The 19,264-nt window shown below is 72.2% G+C and carries 16 protein-coding genes and 1 pseudogene; 11 read left to right on the forward strand and 6 right to left on the reverse strand.

The annotated features are described in order from the left end of the window. Nucleotides 1-25: 25 nt before the first annotated feature. Nucleotides 26-1,717: a DUF4082 domain-containing protein gene (locus ABGB17_RS02440; protein WP_347626035.1), complete on the forward strand. Its 1,692-nt coding sequence runs from the start codon at nt 26-28 to the stop codon at nt 1,715-1,717. Nucleotides 1,718-1,801: 84 nt separating this feature from the next. Here ABGB17_RS02440 and ABGB17_RS02445 read toward each other — a convergent pair whose 3' ends face one another. Together ABGB17_RS02445 and ABGB17_RS02450 are read right to left on the reverse strand one after the other, a co-directional pair. After that, entirely contained in the window at nt 1,802-2,881 is a 1,080-nt protein-coding gene (locus ABGB17_RS02445) for a 2-oxoacid:ferredoxin oxidoreductase subunit beta (protein WP_347626036.1), read from the reverse strand. Then, the gene (locus tag ABGB17_RS02450) at nt 2,874-4,727 is read right to left on the reverse strand and encodes a 2-oxoacid:acceptor oxidoreductase subunit alpha (protein ID WP_347626037.1); all 1,854 of its coding nucleotides are present in this window, start codon (nt 4,725-4,727) and stop codon (nt 2,874-2,876) included. The genes ABGB17_RS02445 and ABGB17_RS02450 overlap by 8 nt, the downstream gene beginning before the upstream one ends. Before the next feature lie 630 nt (nt 4,728-5,357). On the opposite strand from ABGB17_RS02450, the gene ABGB17_RS02455 reads away from it, so the two are divergent. From ABGB17_RS02455 to nuoH, 4 genes are all read left to right on the forward strand, one after another. After that, nucleotides 5,358-5,738 (forward strand): NADH-quinone oxidoreductase subunit A, encoded by a 381-nt coding sequence (locus tag ABGB17_RS02455; RefSeq protein WP_347626038.1) that lies wholly within the window; start codon nt 5,358-5,360, stop codon nt 5,736-5,738. A gap of 122 nt (nt 5,739-5,860) precedes the next feature. After that, complete coding sequence (locus ABGB17_RS02460; RefSeq protein WP_347626317.1) at nt 5,861-6,319, forward strand: NADH-quinone oxidoreductase subunit B family protein; 459 nt, start codon at nt 5,861-5,863, stop codon at nt 6,317-6,319. After that, complete coding sequence (locus ABGB17_RS02465; protein WP_347626039.1) at nt 6,316-6,879, forward strand: NADH-quinone oxidoreductase subunit C; 564 nt, start codon at nt 6,316-6,318, stop codon at nt 6,877-6,879. Before ABGB17_RS02460 ends, ABGB17_RS02465 begins: the two co-directional genes overlap by 4 nt. Next, nucleotides 6,872-7,825: an NADH-quinone oxidoreductase subunit NuoH gene (gene nuoH / locus ABGB17_RS02470; protein ID WP_347626040.1), complete on the forward strand. Its 954-nt coding sequence runs from the start codon at nt 6,872-6,874 to the stop codon at nt 7,823-7,825. Before ABGB17_RS02465 ends, nuoH begins: the two co-directional genes overlap by 8 nt. On the opposite strand, the gene ABGB17_RS02475 is transcribed toward nuoH, so the two are convergent. The 4 genes from ABGB17_RS02475 to ABGB17_RS02490 all read right to left on the reverse strand — a co-directional run bounded on the left by ABGB17_RS02475 (nt 7,757) and on the right by ABGB17_RS02490 (nt 11,958). Next, on the reverse strand, nt 7,757-8,836 hold the full coding sequence (locus ABGB17_RS02475; RefSeq protein WP_347626041.1) for a hypothetical protein: 1,080 nt from the start codon (nt 8,834-8,836) through the stop codon (nt 7,757-7,759). The genes nuoH and ABGB17_RS02475 overlap by 69 nt on opposite strands. A gap of 37 nt (nt 8,837-8,873) precedes the next feature. Further along, the gene (locus tag ABGB17_RS02480; RefSeq protein WP_347626042.1) at nt 8,874-9,134 is read right to left on the reverse strand and encodes a hypothetical protein; all 261 of its coding nucleotides are present in this window, start codon (nt 9,132-9,134) and stop codon (nt 8,874-8,876) included. A 180-nt stretch (nt 9,135-9,314) separates the two neighbouring features. Then, entirely contained in the window at nt 9,315-10,877 is a 1,563-nt protein-coding gene (locus ABGB17_RS02485) for a protein kinase (RefSeq protein ID WP_347626043.1), read from the reverse strand. Between the two features lie 100 nt (nt 10,878-10,977). Next, nucleotides 10,978-11,958: a helix-hairpin-helix domain-containing protein gene (locus ABGB17_RS02490; RefSeq protein ID WP_347626044.1), complete on the reverse strand. Its 981-nt coding sequence runs from the start codon at nt 11,956-11,958 to the stop codon at nt 10,978-10,980. Nucleotides 11,959-12,143: 185 nt separating this feature from the next. Between ABGB17_RS02490 and ABGB17_RS02495 the strand changes: the two genes are divergently transcribed. The 6 genes and pseudogenes from ABGB17_RS02495 to ABGB17_RS02520 all read left to right on the forward strand — a co-directional run bounded on the left by ABGB17_RS02495 (nt 12,144) and on the right by ABGB17_RS02520 (nt 19,234). Next, nucleotides 12,144-13,139 (forward strand): 4Fe-4S binding protein, encoded by a 996-nt coding sequence (locus ABGB17_RS02495; RefSeq protein WP_347626045.1) that lies wholly within the window; start codon nt 12,144-12,146, stop codon nt 13,137-13,139. After that, nucleotides 13,136-13,675 carry an NADH-quinone oxidoreductase subunit J gene (locus tag ABGB17_RS02500; RefSeq protein ID WP_347626046.1) on the forward strand — a complete coding sequence of 180 codons (540 nt, stop codon included), beginning with the start codon at nt 13,136-13,138 and terminating at the stop codon, nt 13,673-13,675. The genes ABGB17_RS02495 and ABGB17_RS02500 overlap by 4 nt, the downstream gene beginning before the upstream one ends. A 1-nt stretch (nt 13,676) precedes the next feature. Beyond that, nucleotides 13,677-13,979 (forward strand): annotated as a pseudogene (gene nuoK / locus ABGB17_RS02505) (NADH-quinone oxidoreductase subunit NuoK); the annotation flags it as partial. Nucleotides 13,980-14,125: 146 nt separating this feature from the next. Beyond that, a complete protein-coding gene (locus ABGB17_RS02510) occupies nt 14,126-16,081 on the forward strand; it encodes an NADH-quinone oxidoreductase subunit L (protein ID WP_347626047.1) in 1,956 nt (651 codons plus the stop codon). A 31-nt stretch (nt 16,082-16,112) separates the two neighbouring features. Continuing rightward, nucleotides 16,113-17,747: an NADH-quinone oxidoreductase subunit M gene (locus ABGB17_RS02515; RefSeq protein WP_347626048.1), complete on the forward strand. Its 1,635-nt coding sequence runs from the start codon at nt 16,113-16,115 to the stop codon at nt 17,745-17,747. Continuing rightward, nucleotides 17,744-19,234: an NADH-quinone oxidoreductase subunit N gene (locus ABGB17_RS02520; RefSeq protein WP_347626049.1), complete on the forward strand. Its 1,491-nt coding sequence runs from the start codon at nt 17,744-17,746 to the stop codon at nt 19,232-19,234. The genes ABGB17_RS02515 and ABGB17_RS02520 overlap by 4 nt, the downstream gene beginning before the upstream one ends. Nucleotides 19,235-19,264: the final 30 nt, after the last annotated feature.

Raw genomic sequence — 19,264 nt, forward strand, 5'->3', positions numbered from 1 at the left:
AGCCGGGAGGCCGTCCCGGTTCCCCGTGCTCGGACGGGTCTCCTTACTGGCCGCCGCGGCGTTGCTGGGGGCGACGGTCACGGTCGTGATCGTCAACCGGGCGCCCGCCCCGCCGCCGGTCGCGAGCACCGCGCCGGTGTCGTCGGAGGTGACGCTGGAGTCGAGCCTGTGGAAGACCAAGAAGGTCGCGGGCACGGCCCAGATGGAGAACACCCCGCTGGAGCTCGGCACCCGATTCCGTGCCAACAAGGACGGCGAGGTCGCGGGCGTCCGCTTCTACAAGCCGGCCGGTGAGACCGGGGTCCACCGCGGCAGCCTGTGGGACTCCCGCGGCAAGCTGCTCGCCAAGGTGACCTTCACCGGCGAGAGCAAGAGCGGCTGGCAGCAGGCGCTGTTCGACGAGCCGGTCCGCACCGTCGCCGGACGCACCTACACCGTCTCTTACCACACCGAGAACGGCGGGTACGTCGCCAAGCCCGGCGCCTTCAAACGGCCCGTCACCTCCGGCCCGCTCACCGCGGAGGCCGGGGTGTTCGGCGTCACCGAGCAGGCCGGCTTCCCCTCCCGCGTGCACCCGCGCCGGGTCAGCTACTTCGTGGACCTGGTCTTCCGGCACCGCGAGCGCCGCTGGCACCACCCGCGCCCGAGCGGCCGGCCGACCGGCGCGCCGACCACCGACCCGACGGTCGTGCCGACGCCGTCGCCCACCGACGGCGAGGTCACGCCGACCCCGAGCCTCACGCCGACCGAGCCGGGCACGCCGAGCAGCACGCCGAGCCTGACGCCCACGCCGCCCGAGGCCACGCCGACGCCGACGCGCAGCCGCACGCCGAGCGCGACGCCGAGCACGACCCGCAGCTCCACCCCGCGGCCCTCGCTGACGCCGTCGAACACGCCGACGCGGGAGGCGACACCCACGCCGACGCGCAGCTCCACGCCGCCGCCGCCCACCGGCTCGTTCCCCGGCGCCGCCGACACCGGCGTCCCCGCGGGGGTCACGCTGAAGGAGAGCAAGTCGATCACTGTGACCAAGGACGGCACGGTCATCGACGGCATGGAGGTCCGCGGCGAGATCAACGTGGACGCCGACAACGTCACCATCAAGAACACGCGGGTCGCGGCGTCGCCCGGCCAGTGGGGCATCATCCAGCGCCAGGGCCGCAGCGGCCTGGTGGTGCAGGACAGCGAGGTGTTCGGCAACGGCAAGGAGCAGACGCAGTTCGGCATCATCAACCAGGGCGGCGACCTGACCGTGCGCCGGGCCGACATCCACACGATCAGCAACGGCATCCTCACCGAGCAGGGCCTGATCGAGGACTCCTACCTGCACGATCCGAAGTACTTCTCCGGTGACCACACCGACATGATCATGTGCACCGCCGGCCCGCCGTCCGGCGCCAAGCTGGTGATCCGCGGCAACACGGTGATCAACAACCTCGACCAGACCGGCGCCATCGCCCTGTTCCAGGACTTCGGCGTGGTGAGGAACGTCACCGTCGAGGGCAACTTCCTGGCCGGCGGCGGCTACTCGCTGTACGCCGGGGCGGGCAGCAAGGGCGTCTCGTCCAACATCAAGGTCGTCGGCAACGTCTTCAGCAAGGACGTCTGGGCCAAGGGCGGCTACCACGGCCCGGTCGCGTACTGGGACAAGAACGGGACAGGCAACGAGTGGCGGGACAACGTCTGGGAGGACGGCAAGCCCGTCTCCGCGGGCTGAGCCCGGAGGACCGGCAAGGGAAGGCCCCCGCGGACGTTTCCGCGGGGGCCTTCCCTTGTGCGTGGTGGCGGCGAGTGGCCGGGGTCAGCCGACGCGCCAGGTGTCCCCGCCGCGCAGCAGGTCGGAGAGCACGCCCGGCCCGCGGTCGGCGACGGCGTCGTTGACCTGCTGCTCCATCAGCGTGTCGTACGCCGGGCGCTCCACCGACCGGAACACGCCGATCGGCACGTGCTCGAACGCCGGCTCGTCCAGCCGGGACAACGCGAACGCCACCGACGGGTCGGGGTTGTGCGCGTCGTGCACGAGGATGTCGCTCTCGGGCACACCCGCGCGGTCCACGACCTCGATGCCCCCGCCCGGCGCGCGGCGCGCGGCCTTGGTGGCGGACACGATCGGCTGCCCGTGCTCCAGGCGCAGCGTGATGTCGTCACGCAGCCCAGGGTCCTTGAGCTGGTCGAACGCGCCGTCGTTGAAGATGTTGCAGTTCTGGTAGATCTCCACCAGGCTCGCGCCGCGGTGCGCCGTCGCCTCGCGCAGCACCGACTGCAGGTGCTTGCGGTCGGAGTCGATGGTGCGCGCCACGAAGCTCGCCTCGGCGCCGAGCGCCAGCGAGATCGGGTTGAACGGCTTGTCGAGCGAGCCCATCGGCGTCGACTTGGTGATCTTGCCGACCTCGGAGGTGGGGGAGTACTGCCCCTTGGTCAGGCCGTAGATGCGGTTGTTGAACAGCAGGATGTTCAGGTTGACGTTGCGGCGCAGCGCGTGGATCAGGTGGTTGCCGCCGATGGACAGCGCGTCGCCGTCCCCGGTGATCACCCACACCGACAGGTCGGGGCGGGACGCCGCGAGGCCCGTCGCGATGGCCGGGGCGCGGCCGTGGATCGAGTGGAACCCGTAGGTGTTCAGGTAGTAAGGGAAGCGGGACGAGCAGCCGATGCCGGAGACGAACACGATGTTCTCGCGGCGCAGCCCGAGCTCGGGCAGGAAGCTCTGCACCGCCGCCAGGATGGCGTAGTCACCGCACCCCGGGCACCAGCGCACCTCCTGGTCGCTCTTGAAGTCCTTCAGGCTCTGCTTGGCGTCGGACCGCGGGATGAGGGTCAGCCCGCTGCCCCTGAGCCCCTCGACATCACCGACATGTCCGTTGGTCGTGGTTTCACTCACTGTCGATCACGTCCTGGATCACTCCGGCCAGTTCCTCGGCCTTGAAGGGGAGACCGCGCACGCGGTTGTAACTGATGATGTCGACGAGGAAGCGGGCACGCAGCAGCAGCGCGAGCTGGCCGAGGTTGATCTCCGGCAGCAGCACCTTGTCGTACGCGCGCAGCACCTCGCCGGTGTTGGCCGGCAGGGGGTTCAGGTGACGCAGGTGGGCCTGCGCGACCTTGCCGCCGGACCGCCTGACCCGCCGTATCGCCGCCGCGATCGGCCCGTAGGTCGAGCCCCAGCCGAGCACGAGCACCCGGGCGTCGCCCTCGGGGTCGTCGACCTCCAGCGCCGGGATGTCCTGCGCGATGCCGTCGATCTTGGCCTGGCGCAGGCGGACCATGCGGTCGTGGTTGTTGGGGTCGTAGGAGATGTTGCCGCTGCCGTCGGCCTTCTCGATGCCGCCGATGCGGTGCTCGAGACCCGGCGTGCCCGGCACCGCCCAGGGGCGGGCCAGCGTCTGCGGGTCGCGGCGGAACGGCAGGAACGTCGTGCCGTCGTCGCCGTTCGGCGCCACGGTGAAGTCGGCGGACAGGTCCGGCAGATCGTCCACCTCGGGCAGCAGCCACGGCTCGGAGCCGTTGGCGAGGTAGCCGTCGGACAGCAGCATCACCGGCGTGCGGTACTTGACGGCCAGCCGGGCCGCCTCGATCGCCGCGTCGAAGCAGTCGGACGGGGTGGACGGCGCGACGATCGGCAGCGGCGACTCGCCGTTGCGGCCGAACATGGCCATCAGCAGGTCGGTCTGCTCGGTCTTGGTCGGCATGCCGGTGGACGGGCCGGCGCGCTGCACGTCCACGACGATCAGCGGCAGTTCGGTGGCGACCGCGAGGCCCACCGTCTCGCCCTTCAGCACCACGCCGGGGCCGGAGGTGGTGGTGACGCCGAGCGACCCGCCGAACGCCGCGCCGAGGGCCGCGCCCACACCCGCGATCTCGTCCTCCGCCTGGAAGGTGCGCACCCCGAACCGCTTGTGCTTGGACAGCTCGTGCAGGATGTCCGACGCCGGGGTGATCGGGTAGGACCCGAGGAACAACGGCAGACCCGACCGCACGGACGCGGCCACCAAGCCGAGCGCCAGCGCCTGGTTGCCCGAGATGTTGCGGTACAGGCCGGGGGCCAGCTTGGCCGGCTTGACCTCGTAGGACACCGAGAACGACTCGGTGGTCTCGCCGTAGTTCCAGCCCGCCTGGAACGCCGCGACGTTGGCGTTCGCGATGTCGGGCTTCTTGGCGAACTTGGCGCGCAGGAACTTGACGGTCGCCTCGGTCGGCCGGTGGTACAACCACGACAGCAGGCCGAGGGCGAACATGTTCTTGGCCCGCTCGGCGTCCTTCTTGGAGATGTCGAAGCCTTCGAGGGACTTGACCGTCAGGGACGTCAGCGGCACCGCGTGCACGCGCCACTCGCCGAGGGAGCCGTCCTCGACGGGGCTCGCGGCGTAGCCGACCTTCTGCAGGTTGCGCTTGGTGAACTCGTCGGTGTTGACGATGATGTCGGCGCCGCGGGGCAGGTCGCCGAGGTTGGCCTTGAGGGCGGCGGGGTTCATCGCCACGAGGACGTTGGGGGCGTCACCGGGGGTGAGGATGTCGTGGTCGGCGAAGTGGAGCTGGAAGCTCGACACTCCGGGGAGCGTGCCCGCGGGGGCGCGGATCTCCGCAGGGAAGTTGGGCAGTGTGGAGATGTCGTTACCGAACTCGGCGGTCTCGGCGGTGAATCGGTCGCCGGTGAGTTGCATGCCGTCGCCGGAGTCGCCCGCGAATCGGATGATCACGCGATCGAGTTGCTGCACCTGCTTGGTCACAGCTCACTCCTCTTCGACGCGGCGCGGCGTCGTCGCTGGTGGCACGATGTCACTTCCATGCTAGATCCCTAAGGGTGGCTCGGCTTCTTTCCGCATGCGCGTCGATCAGAGGTGTGACCCGTCTCTGGGACGGCGGGCGGTGTTCTCCGCGGTTCCGGCAAGCCGTCAGGGGGACGGCCGTGGATGGCGGTGGTCCTTCCCGGGGGAGGACCCGGGGTCGTACGGGGGTCGGAGACGTCCGCTCACGGCCTCATCACGGCCGGAAGCGGATCCAGGTACACAGCCCTGCGGCGAGCCTGCCTAGATCAACGTGCAAGCGGGAGTAGAGCACGTCACTGGTCACGTTCACCAACTATATGTCGCTCATGCCGATGGCCCCAGTCTCGCCTCGCCTGTGTGGCGCGGCTTCGGGCACCCGGCGCGGCGTCGTGGACCTGTCCTGCCGCCATGCTCTCCGGACCCGGCAGGTCGGGGACGGTGACAAAGGTATAACCGCGGCGCGCCAGCCCCTTCAGTACCAGCGGGGGAGCCGCGGCGTGGGGGTGCGTCGGTCCCGCTGGGTAGTGCCTGGGGGACGCAGGGGCATTGGTGTACTTTTAGGGGAGCCGGCCCCGTGGAGGTGGAGGCGGTATGGGCGGTACGAGCGGTTACTACAGCTCCTACCTGGTCGTGGCCGTACTGCTGCTGATCGGCTGTGCCGTGTTCGCCGGCGCGATGCTGGCCAGCCGCATGCTCAGCCCCCGCAACAGCACCCCCGACAAGCTCACCACCTACGAGTGCGGCGTCGACCCGGTCGGCGAGGGATGGGCGCAGACGCAGATCCGCTACTACGTCTTCACCTACCTCTACGTGGTGTTCGCGGTGGACGCGGTGTTCCTGTTCCCCTGGGCGACCGTCTTCGCGGCGCCGGGCTTCGGCCTCACCACGCTGGTCGAGATGTTCGTCTTCCTGGCGTTCATCGCGCTCGGCATCCTGTACGCCTACCGCAAGCGCGTGCTGACCTGGACCTGACCAGGCCCTCGGCGCACCTGGGCCTCGCCGGATCACGTCGCAGGAGGGAGAATGCGACCATGGCCGCCAGCGATCTCCCGATGCCCACGGTCGGGCCGGTTTCCCGGCTCGCTCCGAAACCCATGCGGTTCATCCTCAACTGGGGGCGCCGCTACTCGCTGTGGGTGTTCAACTTCGGGCTCGCCTGCTGCGCCATCGAGTTCATCGCCACCTCGATGAGCAGGCACGACTTCATCCGCTTCGGGGTCATCCCGTTCGCCAACGGCCCCAGGCAGGCCGACCTGATGATCGTGTCCGGCACCGTCACCGACAAGATGGCGCCGGCCGTCAAGCGGCTCTACGAGCAGATGCCCGACCCCAAGTACGTCATCTCGTTCGGCGCCTGCTCCAACAGCGGCGGCCCGTACTGGGACTCCTACTGCGTCACCAAGGGCGTCGACCAGATCATCCCGGTGGACGTCTACGTGCCCGGCTGCCCGCCCCGGCCCGAGGCGCTGCTGTACGGCATCATGAAGTTGCAGGAGAAGATCGCCGGCGAGTCCCTGGGCGAGCGGTACGCGCCGAAGGGTGTGGACGCGTGAGGGCCGCCGTCGAGGACCGGTACGGCGAACGCGCCACCGTGTCCGACTCCTTCGGCCAGACCACCGTGGACATCGGTCCCGCCGACTGGCTCGACCTGCTGCGCTTCGCCCGCGACGGCCTCGGCTGCGTGTACTTCGACTGGCTGACCGGCGTGGACGACCCGCCCGAGAGCATCACCGTGGTCGCCCACCTCTTCGACCCCGTCGAGCACGTCCACCTGCTGGCACGCACCAAGGTCTCCCGCGCCGACCCGCGCCTGCCGAGCGTCACCGGTGTCTACCGCGGCGCCGACTGGCACGAGCGCGAGACGTTCGAGATGTTCGGCGTGGTCTTCGAGGGCCACCCCCACCTGGTGCCGCTGCTGCTGCCCGACGGCTTCGAGGGCCACCCGCTGCGCAAGGACTTCGTGCTCGCCGCCCGGGTCGCCAAGCCGTGGCCGGGCGCCAAGGAACCCGGCGAGTCCGGGCACGGCGCGCCGAGCCGCCGCCGCGTGCTGCCGCCCGGCGTGCCCGCCGACTGGGGGAAGCCCGCCGCGCCCGGGGAGGCGAGCGATGGCTGAGGTGCTCGACGTCGCGCTGCGGCTCGCCGTGATCGTCATCGCGTTCCTCACCCTGCCGCTGATCGTCGGGCAGACCGAGCACAAGGCCATGGCCCACATGCAGTCCCGCCTCGGCCCGATGTACGCGGGCGGCTTCCACGGGTGGGCGCAGCTCATCGCCGACGGGGTGAAGTTCGTCCAGAAGGAGGACGTCATCCCGGCCGCCGCCGACCGCAGGGTGTTCTCCCTGGCCCCGGCCGTGGCCCTGGTGCCGTACCTCGTCGTGATGATCGTCATCCCGGTCGGGCCCGGGCTGATCGGCGCCGACCTCGACGCCGGGCTGTTCTTCGTGCTCGCCGTGATGGGCGTCGGGGTGCTCGGCTCGATCATGGCGGGCTGGTCGTCGGCCAACAAGTACTCCGTGCTCGGCGGCATGCGCTCGGCCGCGCAGCTCATGTCGTACGAGCTGCCGCTGGTGCTGGCCGCCTCGTCGGTGGCGATGGCGGCGGGCACGTTGTCGCTGCCCGGCATCGTGGAGGCCTGGCAGTGGTGGTGGCTGCCGTGGCAGGCGATCGGCGCGGTGGTGTTCTTCGTCGCTGGCCTCGCCGAGCTGCGCCGGCCGCCGTTCGACATGCCGATCGCCGACTCCGAGATCATCATGGGGCCGATGACCGAGTACACCGGCATCCGCTTCGCGTTGTTCATGTTGTCGGAGTACGTCGGCATCGTGGTGCTGTCCGCGCTGACCACGGTGTTGTTCCTCGGCGGGTGGCAGGGGCCGCTGCTGCCGGGGCCGGTGTGGACGCTGCTGAAGGTCTTCGCGCTGGCGTTCGTGGTGATCTGGGTGCGGGTCAGCTTCCCGCGCCTGCGGGCCGACCAGTTGCAGAAGCTGGCCTGGCTAGGGCTGGTCCCGGCCGCGCTGCTCCAGCTCGCCCTCACCGGCGTCGTCAAGGTGCTCGCCGGCTGACACCCTCGCGAGAGCCTCGCGCAGCAGCGCGGCGTGCTCGGGGCAGGTGGCGGGGTCGTCGAGCAGGCGCCGCGCGGCCCGGCCGTTCTCGGCGGCCCGGCGCAGCACGGCGGCCACGGGGTCGGAGTCCGTGCCCCGCGCCCGGTCCGGCAGGTCGATGCGGCCGGTGGAGTGGGCCTCCAGCACGGCGCGGGTGATGGCGGCGAGGATGTCGCAGTCCCAGCTCCTGCCGTCCGGGCCGTACTTGACGAGCATGGCGACCGACCACTGGTCGGGGTGCTTGGTGATCTCGTCGAGCACGGCGTCCGGCAGCAGCGGCCGCGCGTCGGGGCCGTTCCCGCGCCGCATCCGCGTGGCGGCGGCCAGCGCACCGCCGAGAGCCCGCAGGATGCTCGCGCTCTCCGGCCCGAACAGCCCCGGCCCCGCCCGGTTGATCAGCGTACGCGCCGCCTGGAGGGCCACCGGGCAGGCCTGCCCCCAGAACGCGGCGAGATAGCCCGCGTCCCCGAGCCGCCGGACCAGATCCTCGGCGAGCAGACGCGCCGCCGCGTTCCCGTGGCCCGCGTTCCCGTCCGCCGCGCCGCCGTTCGCGGCGTGCCCGTTGGCCGCGTTCCCCTCCACCGGGCTCCCGCCCGCCGGGTTCTCGCCCGCCACGACCCGGGACAGGGCCTCCACGTGTCGCTCGGCCTGCTCGCCGGCGTGCCCGGTGGCCTCCCAGTCCAGGCGTACGGTCGTCGCGGACGTGGCGGGTGATCCGCCGGAGGCCGGTGCCGGGGCGGACGGGGGGTCGGCCAGGGTGAGGGCCTTGGCGGCGCGGGCGGCCATGTCGCGGGCGTCACGCAGGGCCTCGTCGGCCAGGTGGGGGAGGGCGGCGAACGACAGGGTGCTGTCCCACTGGAGCATCTTCCGCTGGATCGTCGGGCCGTGCTCGGCGAGCAGGGACTCCAGCCGCTGGAGCCGGCGTGCCAGCTCCTGGAGGCCGGCCGGTTCGACACCGACGAACTCGTCCATGTCCCCCCTCTCGCGGACGGCCCGCCGTCCGGGTCTGCTACAACGCGACCTTCCGGCGTTCCGCCTCCTCAAGGCGGGCGATCAGATGGGGCTGCTCGGCGAGCACGTCGTGCAGGAGCCTGACCAGCCTCGCGTACCGGGCGTACCAGTCCGCCGCCCACCGGTCGGCCGCGGCGCCGTGCCAGGTGGCGTCGCCGAACAGCGGCGGGACGGCGGCGAGCGCCTGCAGGATCTCACCGGCCGCCTCGGCGACCTCGGCCATGTCCGCACGGCACTGCGCGACGGGCGACGGCGGCATGCGAACTCCTCCCTGCGGAGCGGCCGGACACGGCGGCTGACACCGCCGTGTAAACCTAAGGGAAGCGCGTGCCGGGCTGCCAGGCTTACCGAATCCGAAAATCGAAATTACCGAACCCCCGCTTATCCCCGCATTCCCCGCGTGTTCCGGTACCGGCCGTCATGCGGTGACACCGGCCGCCTAATGCACGATGGCCAGCATCACGTCCGAGGCCGTGGGGCGGTTCTCCGGCTTCTTGTCGAAGCACCTGCCGATCACGTCCGCCAGCCCGTCCGGCAGCGCCGACAGGTCAGGCTGCTTGGTGAAGATCCGGTTGAACACCGCGGCGATGTTGTCCTCGCCGAACGCCGGCGTGCCGGTCGCGGCGAAGTACATCGTGCCCGCCCAACTGAAGATGTCGGACGGCGGCCCGACCCGCTCGCCCGACACCTGCTCGGGCGACATGTACGCGGGCGTGCCGAGCGCCCCGCTGGAGGTCGCGGTGGCGTTGTCCAGCACCCTGGCGATGCCGAAGTCCACCACCCGGGGCCCGTCCGTGCCGATCAGCACGTTGCTCGGCTTGAAGTCGCGGTGCACGATGCCGGCCCGGTGGATGGCGGCCAGCGCGCCCGAGGTGCCGAGCGCGAGCCGCACCAGGCCGTCCTGGCTGCGTGGTCCCCGTTCCCGCACGAGCTGCTCCAGTGACGCGCCCTCGACGTACTCGCTCACGATGAACAGCCGCTCGTCGGCCACGTCGGCGTCGATCACCCGCGCGGTGGAGAACGGCGCCACCCGGCGGGCGGCCTCCACCTCGCGCAGGAACCGCTGCCGCGCGTTGCCTTCGGTGGCCAGCCGCGCGTGCAGCACCTTGATCGCGACCCGGGTGCCCTCCGGCGTCTCGCCCAGGTACACCGCGCCCTGGCCACCCTCGCCGAGGCTGCCGATCAGCCGGTAGCGCCCGATCTGCGTGGGCTCGCCCACGGGCAGCGGCCCGGGGTCCCGGCCGGGCAGCGTCGCGCCGCTGTGCAGGATGGACGTCTTGTCCGGCGTGGGCAGCGTCTGTGACGGCCCGGGCTCCGGCCGTTCCACGAGCGTGGGCTTCGGCGGCGGGGGCGCGGGGCGGTCCTGCGGCGGGTACGACGGCCGTTCCCGCGCCGCGGCCGGCGGGTACGAGGGCCGGTCCTGCGGCGTGTTGCGGGGTGCGTCGGGAGGCGCGGGCGGCGCGCCGTGCGGGTACCGCGGCGGCGTGGCCGGCGGGTAGGACGGCCGGTTCTGGCCGTACGGGGGGCGCTCCTGCGGGGTGGGGTAGGGCCTCGGCGGCGCGGGCTGGTAGTGGCTCGCGGGCCGCGCCGGGCTCGGCTGCCACGACGGGGCCGGGTAGGGGGACTGCTGACGCGCCGCCGGGTAGCCGTGGGGCGGCGGCGGGAGGGCGCCGCGCCGGGGCGGGCGGGGGCCGAAGACCACCGAGCGTATGGCCAGCGAGTGGATCAGACCGCCGATCCAGACGGTGAACAGCGCCACCACGATGACCATGGCCACCCAGTCCGGCATGTTCGAGGAGTCGCCGTACGCGGCGGCGAGCGCGGTCATCACCACCAGGCATCCGAGGTACAGCACCGCCGCCACCCACAACACGGGGGCACGCCTGCGGGCCGCGGCGAAGCCGATGGTGAACGGCGTGCCGATGCCGCAGGTCAGAAGCGGAGCCAGTGCCCACACGATGCTCAGCGCCGTGGTGGAGGAAGAGGGCCTGACTGGCTGCATAGCGCGAACAATACGGAGATGAATGATGGTGCGCACGTTTTTCCGGCCGTGCCAGAGAATGCGGTGCTAAACCGCGACCTTCCCCACCCGGCCCTGCGGGTCAGCGCAGATAGATCGTGAGCTCCACCAGGTCGGCGTTCAGGTGGGGTGGCAGGTTCACCGCGATGGAGACGTCCTCGGCCGAGATGAAGCCGCCGACCTCCTCCCGGGCCGTGACGACGCGCCGGGCCAGCTCCGCCGTCATGCCGGGCAGCGTGGCGATCACCTCGGCCGGCGCGTGGTTCATGTCCACGAGCCCGCCGTCGTCGTACTGCCGGGGCAGGTCGGGACGGCCGATGCGCAGCTCGCGGGCGAGCGCCGGGTCGCGCTCGGCCAGCTCCCGCGCCTGCTGCCGCAGCTCGCGGCGGTACTGCGCCATGGCCACGGCCTGGTCGTTGGGAGAATCCCTGCGCTCGAAGACGTGCTTGCGCACGATCAGGGAGTGGACGGTGCCGCCGAGCCAGTTCAGCGTGGACCCGAGCACCGCGAGGATCTCCAGCGTGTCGTCCCCGCCGGGGGCGTCGGCGGCCACGCCGGTGACGAACAGCACCAGGCCGAGCGCGTAGACCAGCGCCGACAGGGCGAGCCACGCGCTGCGGGCCCGCGCCGCCGCGTACCCCATGGTGAACGGCGTGGCGAACCCGCAGGTGTACAACGGGGCGAGCGCCCACAGTACGCTGCCCGCGCCGGACGGCGGTGGCGGCTGGTACGGCGGGACCCCCTGGGTGAACGGCGGTGGCGGCACGTGCGGGCGCGGCTCCGGCCGGTGCGGCGCGGGCCGGTCGACCGGGAACTGGCCGTGCGTGGGGTTCTGGCCCAGGTGCGGGCCGCCGTGCGGCCCGTGGTGCGCGTCCCCGTGCGGGGGCGGCGGGGCGTACGGCGGTTGGGGGCGCCGCGGGTCCTGCGGCGGGGCGTACGGGCGTTCGTACCGGGGCGGCGGGGCGGAGGGCCGTTCGCGTCGCCGGGGCCCCGGATCACCGGGCCGCGAGGGGTCCGGTGGCCCCGATCCCGGGCTCCCCTGGCCGCCGTTGGTCGGGTGCATAACGGGAACAATACGGCTTCGCGCAGGGCCCTGCATCGGTCTAAGGTGCCGGTCGGCGTGTCGGAAAATTCCCTCGAATGACTGATGTTTCAGGAAAACCAGGGAGGTGGATGGGGGTCACGCATTCACGAGACCGCCTGTGTGCGTCATGATGTTGGATCGTGGCTCGTATACCAGGAGAAGGTTTGGCGAAGGGGCTGGCCGTCACCTTCCGCCACATGCTGAGCAGGGCGGACACCCGCCAATACCCTGAGGTACGACCGGATCTGCCCGCGCGGAGCCGCGGCGTCATCGCGCTGGTCGAGGAGAACTGCACGGTCTGCATGCTGTGCGCCCGCGAGTGCCCCGACTGGTGCATCTACATCGACTCCCACAAGGAGACGACCCCCGCCCCCGAGGGCGGCCGCGCCCGCGCGCACAACGTCCTCGACCGCTTCGCGATCGACTTCTCCCTGTGCATGTACTGCGGCATCTGCATCGAGGTCTGCCCCTTCGACGCCCTGTTCTGGACCCCGGAGTTCGAGTACGCCGACTACGACATCCGCGACCTCCTCCACGAAAAAGACAGACTCGCCGAGTGGTCCCAGACCATCCCCATCCCTCCACCCCACGACCCCGGCGCCGCCCCACCCAAGGAAATAGCCGCCGCCACCACCCCCAAGCCCACCCGCCCAGCCCCCAGAGCCACCTCCGAGGGCGCCGGCCCCACCGACCGCCCCGCGAGGCCGGCCAGGTCCACCGCCGACCGCCCCGCGGGACCGGCCACCACCGACCACCCGGCGGGGCCGACCACCACCGACCACCCGGCGGGGCCGGCCACCACCGACCACCCGGCGGGGCCGACCACCACCGGCCGCCCTGCGGGGCCGGCCACCACCGGCCGCCCCGCGAGACCGGCGGCCGCCGCGGCCCCGACGGGCCACGCCGCCGTCCAGGCCATCCGCCCTCCGGGATCCCTCCCCAAGAGAACCACTCCCGACAAGCAGGCCCCATCGGCCTCATCCACCCCAGCGGCCACTCCGGCCACCCCGGCCACCGATGACACCGCCGCCGCTCCACCGATCTCCAAGGCCACCCCTGCCTCACCCGTCACGCCGGGGAGCACTCCGGCGGCTCCACCGGCCTCGCCCGGTGCCGAACGGCGGGAGGACGACGGATCAGGGGCGGTGGAGGAGTCGTGACGGCGGCGGCGCCGGGCCTTTGGCCGCCTACCGTCCAGGAGGTCGTCTTCCTGCTGCTGGGGGTGGTGGCGGCGGGGTCGGCGCTGCTGGTCGTGACGACCCGGCAGATCGTGCACGCCGCCCTGTGGCTGGTGGTCTCGTTCGGGGCGCTCGCGGGGTGCTACCTGGTGCTGACCGCGGAGTTCGTGGCCTGGGTGCAGGTGCTCATCTACGTCGGCGCCGTCGTGGTGCTGCTCCTGTTCGGGATCATGCTCACCCGGGCACCCATCGGGCGGTCGGACGACCTCGACTCCGGCAACCGGCCGGCCGCGCTGACCGTCGGGGTCGCCACCGCCGCCGTCCTGGTCACGACCGTGATCGCCGGGTTCGGTACGGCGTACGCGGAGCTCACCCCGGGACGGGGCGCCGCCGAGCCGCTCGGGGCGAGCATCTTCCGCAACTGGGTGCTGCCGTTCGAGGCGCTGTCGGTGCTCCTGCTGGCCGCGCTGATCGGGGCCATCGTGCTGTCCAGAACCGACATCGGCGGAAAGGACTGACGTGCACGTCGTCTACCCCGCCGTCCTCGCCGCGCTGTTGTTCTCGATCGGCGTGTACGGCGTGCTCGCCCGGCGCAACACGATCCTCGTGCTGATGTCGGTGGAACTCATGCTGAACGCGGTCAACCTCAATCTCGTGGCCTTCGACGTGTGGCTGCGCGACGCGCTGCACGGCGGGCAGGTGCTCACCCTGTTCGTCATCGTGATCGCCGCCGCCGAGCTCGGCGTCGGCCTCGCCATCGTGCTCGCCGTGTTCCGCAACCGCCGCACCGTCGAGATCGACCACCTGCGCGACCTCGCCGAGATCCCGCCCGGCGGCGAACCCCCCGCCGCGGGCCCGGACGGCGACACGCCCGGGCCGCACGGCGGCTTACCGGACGGCGACGCCCCTGACGGGCACATGATCCCCGAGGGCGACGGCGTCCCCGCCCCGGCGCGGGGCGGTGCCCGGTGATCGTCGCCGCGGCGGCGGTCGTGCTGCTGCCGTTCCTGGCCGCCGCCGCGGGCCTCCTGCTCACCCGCCGCCCCTGGGCGCCCTCCACCCCCGGCACCGTCGACCGGGGCGCGTACCGGCGGGCCGCGCTCATCGCCGTCCTGCCCGCGGCGGTCTCGTTCGTCCTGGCGTCCTGGCTGGCGCTCCACCTGCTGACCAGCGACCCGTTCCCGCGCAGCTACGTCGACTACAGCGGCGAAGGCCCGGGCGCGGCGCCCGTCTGGCTTGCCGGCTCCGTCGAGGGCTCCCTGTCGCTGATCGTCACCGGCTCCGTCCCGATCGACGTGGGCCTGCGGGTGGACCAGCTCGCCGCGGTGGTCGCCGTCCTGGTCACCGCGGTCGCGCTCGCCGTGCAGATCTACTCGGTCGGGTACATGCGCGCCGAGCCCCGCTACCCGTCGTACAGCGCCTTCATCAGCCTCTTCACCAGCGCCATGCTGCTGGTCGTGTACGCCGCCGACCTGCTGGTGCTGTACGTCGGCTGGGAGATCATGGGCCTGTGCTCCTACCTGCTGATCGCGCACTGGTGGGAGGACCGCGCCAACTCCCGGGCCGCGGTCAAGGCGTTCCTCGTCACCCGCACCGGTGACGTCGGCTTCCTGTTCGGCATCTTCACCCTCGGCCTGTCCGCCGGCAGCTTCCGCGTCACCGACGTGCTCGCCGCCGTCCCCGAGATGCCGCGCGGCACGCTGGTCGCCGCGACGCTGCTGCTCCTGCTCGGCGTGGCAGGCAAGAGCGCCCAGGTGCCGCTGCACACCTGGCTGCCGGACGCCATGGCGGGCCCCACCCCGATCAGCGCCCTCATCCACGCCGCCACCATGGTCGCGGCGGGCATCTTCGTCGTCGCCCGCCTCTACCCCGCCTTCCTCGGCGCCCCCGCCACGCTGAACACCCTCGCCGTGCTCGCGTCCCTCGGCATGCTGGGCGCCGCGCTCGCCGCCCTCGCCCAGGACGACCTGAAACGGGTGCTGGCGTACTCGACGATCAGCCAGCTCGCGTACATGGCGGGCGGCCTCGCCGCCGGGTCCGACACCGCGGCGGTGTTCCACCTCGTCACGCACGGCGCGTTCAAGGCGCTGCTGTTCCTGTGCGCGGGCGCGGTCATCCACGCCGTCGGGTCCAACATGATGAGCCACATGGGCGGCCTGCGGCGCACCATGACGATCACCTTCCCCGCGATGACCATCGGCTTCGCCGCCCTCGCCGGCCTGCCCCCCGCCAGCGGCTTCTTCAGCAAGGACGCGGTGCTCGCCGCCGTCGAGCACGCCGCGGCCGAGGGTGCGCCGCTCGCCGGGGTCACCGCGTGGCTGCTGCTCGTCTGCGCGATCCTCACCGTCGCGGTCACCGGCGCGTACGCCGCCCGCGCGTGGCTGCGCACCTTCTTCGGCGAGCCCCGGGTGGCCGCCGTGCCGCTGCCCGAGCCCGAGCCCGGCGTGGCGCACGTCTGGGACGGCCGGGAGGCGCCCTCGTCCATGTTGTGGCCCATCGGCGTGCTGGCGGTGCCCGCGCTGCTGCTCGGCCTCACCGGCGTGGGGCTGGTCGCGTGGCCGTCCGCCGTGCTCAGCGTGCTGGCCGCGCTGATCGGCGCGGGCCTGGTCTACGCCGCCTGGCGCGCCGCGCCCGCGCGGGACCCGGCCCGGCTGCTCGGCCCGCTGCGTCCCGCCTGCGAGAACGCCTTCTACGTGGACACGCTGTACGCCCTGGTCTTCGTCCGCCCGGTGATGTGGCTGGCCCGGGTGGTCGCCCGCGCCGACGACACGGTGGTGGACGGCGCCGTCCGCGGCTCGGGCACCGCCACCACGTCCCTCGCCGGGCTGCTGCGGCGCGGACAGACCGGCAACCTGCAGCTCTACCTCACGGGTGTGCTCGCCGGCCTGCTCATCCTCGCGGTGGGGGCGGTGGTGTTCGGATGATCCCCGCGCGCCTCACACGGGTGGTGGCCCGATGATCCTCGTCGCGCTGCTCGCCGCGCCGCTCGCCGGCGCCGTCGTGCTGCTGGTGCTGCTCGCCCGCCGTCCCTCCTCCGGGGAGACCGCGCAGGTCGTGCCCTGGTACGGGGTCGTGGTGTCCGGGGTCACGCTGGCGCTGGCCCTCGCCGCCGCCGCCGTGTTCGACTACGGCAGGGCCGGCCGCATGCAGCTCCAGGTGGACCGGGAGTGGATCCCCGGGCTCGACCTGCGTTTCCACCTCGGCGTGGACGGCATCTCGCTGCCGCTGGTCGTGCTGACGGCGCTGCTGACGTTCCTGTGCTTCCTGTACCTCGTGCGGCACCGCCCCGAGCAGGGGAGGTTCCCCGAGCTGGCGTTCACGCTGCTGGTGCTGGAAGTCGGCATGATCGGCACGTTCCTCGCGCTCGACCTGCTGCTGTTCTTCGTCTTCTTCGAGATCGTGCTGATCCCGATGTACTTCGTGATCGCCGTCTGGGGCGGGCCCGAGCGGCGCGCGGCGGCCGTCAAGTTCATCCTGTACACCCTGCTCGGCTCGGCCGTCCTGCTGCTCGGCCTGCTGCTGATCTGGAGCCACGCCGGCACCCTCGACATGGTGCGCCTGACGGAACGGCACGGCGAGGGCATCCCGCGTGCCGCGCAGATCATCGCGTTCCTCGCGGTCGGCGCCGGGTTCGCGGTGAAGGCGCCCATGTGGCCGCTGCACACCTGGCTGCCCGCCGCCCACACCGAGGCCCCCACCGTGGGGTCGGTGCTGCTGGCGGGCGTCCTGCTCAAGATGGGCACCTACGGCTTCGCCCGCATCGCCCTGCCCGTCCTGCCGGAGGGCGCCGAGGTCCTCGCGCCGTGGCTCGGGGCGCTCGGCGTGACCGGCATCGTCTACGGCTCGCTGGCGTGCCTCGCGCAGCGCGACCTCAAACGGCTGATCGCCTACTCCTCGGTCGGCCACATGGGTTTCGTGCTGCTCGGCCTCGCCACCCTCACCCCCGCGGGCATGAACGCCGCCCTCTTCGGCAACATCGCCCACGGCCTCATCACCGGCCTGCTGTTCTTCGTCGTCGGGTCGCTGAAGGACCGGTACCACACCGCCTCGCTGGCGAGCCTGCCGAGCGGCCTGCTCGGCACCCTGCCGTACCTGACGTCCCTGCTGACCTTCGCGTGCGTGGCGTCCCTGGGGCTGCCGGGTCTCGCGGGCTTCTGGGGCGAGATGCTGGCCCTCCTCGCGGCCTTCGACCCCGCGTCCACCCTGTCCCGTCCGCTGTACCTCACCTACATGGCCGTCGGCGGCATCGGCACCGTCCTCACCGCCGCCTACTTCCTGCGCACCCTCGCCCTGATCACCCACGGCCCCCCGTCCCGCGTCGCCGCCGCCGCCGAACCTGAAGGGCACGCGGTGCTCACAGGGCCGGGACCCGAGGACAGCGCCGCCGCCGCCGACCTCGCCGCCCGCGAAGCGCAAGCCGCCGGTCCCGACGCCACCGCCCGGGAGCACCCCGCCGTCCCCGACGTGACCGCGTACGAGCTCGCCGCGTGGACCCCGCTCGTCGTCCTGATCCTCGCCCTCGGGCTCTGGCCGAAGGCCCTGCTCGCCGTCACCGACCCGGCCGTACGCGCACTCCTGGGGGCGCCGTGATCCAGTCGATCGACTACGCCGCCATCGCGCCGTCCCTGATCCTGGCGCTGATGGCCGGCCTCGTCCTCCTCCTGGACGCCTTCCTCCCGCGCACCCGCACGCTCCTGACGGCCGTCACCTTCGCCGGCGTCCTCGCGTCCCTGGTCGCCGTGATCCTCCAGGCCACCGCCGGCCGCACCCTGAGCACCTTCTGCGTCCCCCCGGACCGCCGCCACCCCGCCCCGGCCTGCTCCTACGTGGTCGACGACCTCACCCTGGTGTTCGCCGCCGTCGTCCTCACCACCGCGCTCGTCATCGTGCTGCTGTCCGCGACCCAGTTCACGCGACCCGGCGCGATCCCGGTGGGGGAGTGGTACTTCCTCCTGCTCTGCACCCTCGCCGGCGCCGTCACCCTCCCCGCGTCCCGCGACCTGATCATGCTGGTGGTCGCGCTGGAACTGGTCTCGCTGCCGATCTTCGCCATGGCCGCCTTGAAGCGATACGACGCCAAGGGCTCAGAGGCGGCACTCAAGCTGTTCCTCGTCTCGGTGATCTCCACCGCGGTCATGCTCTTCGGTGTCTCCCTGCTGTACGGGCTCACCGGCTCGGTCCACCTCGACCGCATCGCGGCGGGCCTCACCGCCCCCGTCCCCGTCCCCGGGGCCGCCCCCGGCGGGGTGCTCGCGGTCGGCGTCGTCCTGGTGATCGCCGGTTTCGCGTTCAAGGTCGCCGCCGTGCCGTTCCACTTCTGGGCCGGGGACGTCTACCAGGGTGCCCCGCTACCGGTCGCCGCCCTGCTGTCGGTGATCTCCAAGGCCGCCGGTTTCGCCGGGCTCATCCTGGTGCTCACCATCGCCCTGGCCGGGCAGACCGCCTTCTGGTCCCCTGTGGTCGCGGTGCTGTCCGCCCTCACCATGACCGCCGGCAACCTGCTCGCCCTCCGCCAGCGCGACCCCGTACGCCTGCTCGCCTGGTCGTCGGTCGCGCAGTCCGGCTACATCCTCGCGCCCCTCGGCGTGCAGGGCGAGAACGCCGTCGGCGCCGCCACCGCCTACCTCGCCATCTACGCCGCGATGAACATCGGCGCCTTCGCCGTCGTCATGCTCGTACCGGGCTCAGGCGACCTGGACGACCACCGCGGCCTGGCCTTCCGCCGTCCCGCCGCGGCCCTTTCCCTGGCTTTCTTCCTCGTCTGCCTCGCCGGGCTCCCCCCCGGCCTCGCGGGCCTGTTCGCCAAGGTCGTCGTCTTCCGCGAGATCGTGGACGGCGGCGGCGCGTGGCTCGCCGTCGTCATGGCCGTCAACACCGTGATCGGCCTGTACTACTACCTCGCCTGGATGGCCCGGCTCTTCGTCCCCACCCCTGCCACGCCGCCCGTCGGCGACCCCACGCTGACAGACGGCCGTCTCGCCGCCGCCCGTCCCGCCGCCGTCGCCGTCGCCATGGCCCTCGCGCTCTCCGTCGCGTTCTCCCTCGCCCCCCAGTTGATCCTCTCCGTCGTGGGATAGCCGGGACCACTGGGAACGTTCGACCTGGTT

This window comes from Sphaerisporangium sp. B11E5, from assembly GCF_039871875.1.
GTDB lineage: Bacteria > Actinomycetota > Actinomycetes > Streptosporangiales > Streptosporangiaceae > Sphaerisporangium.

What these genes read in the sequence shown, in the direction of transcription:
- ABGB17_RS02455 (WP_347626038.1), top strand. Translation starts at nt 5,358, where the DNA reads ATGGGCGGTACGAGCGGTTACTACAGCTCCTACCTGGTCGTGGCCGTA.
- ABGB17_RS02460 (WP_347626317.1), top strand. Translation starts at nt 5,861, where the DNA reads ATGCGGTTCATCCTCAACTGGGGGCGCCGCTACTCGCTGTGGGTGTTC.
- nuoH (WP_347626040.1), top strand. Translation starts at nt 6,872, where the DNA reads ATGGCTGAGGTGCTCGACGTCGCGCTGCGGCTCGCCGTGATCGTCATC.
- ABGB17_RS02475 (WP_347626041.1), bottom strand. Translation starts at nt 8,836, where the DNA reads ATGGACGAGTTCGTCGGTGTCGAACCGGCCGGCCTCCAGGAGCTGGCA.
- ABGB17_RS02480 (WP_347626042.1), bottom strand. Translation starts at nt 9,134, where the DNA reads ATGCCGCCGTCGCCCGTCGCGCAGTGCCGTGCGGACATGGCCGAGGTC.
- ABGB17_RS02485 (WP_347626043.1), bottom strand. Translation starts at nt 10,877, where the DNA reads ATGCAGCCAGTCAGGCCCTCTTCCTCCACCACGGCGCTGAGCATCGTG.
- ABGB17_RS02490 (WP_347626044.1), bottom strand. Translation starts at nt 11,958, where the DNA reads ATGCACCCGACCAACGGCGGCCAGGGGAGCCCGGGATCGGGGCCACCG.
- ABGB17_RS02515 (WP_347626048.1), top strand. Translation starts at nt 16,113, where the DNA reads ATGATCCTCGTCGCGCTGCTCGCCGCGCCGCTCGCCGGCGCCGTCGTG.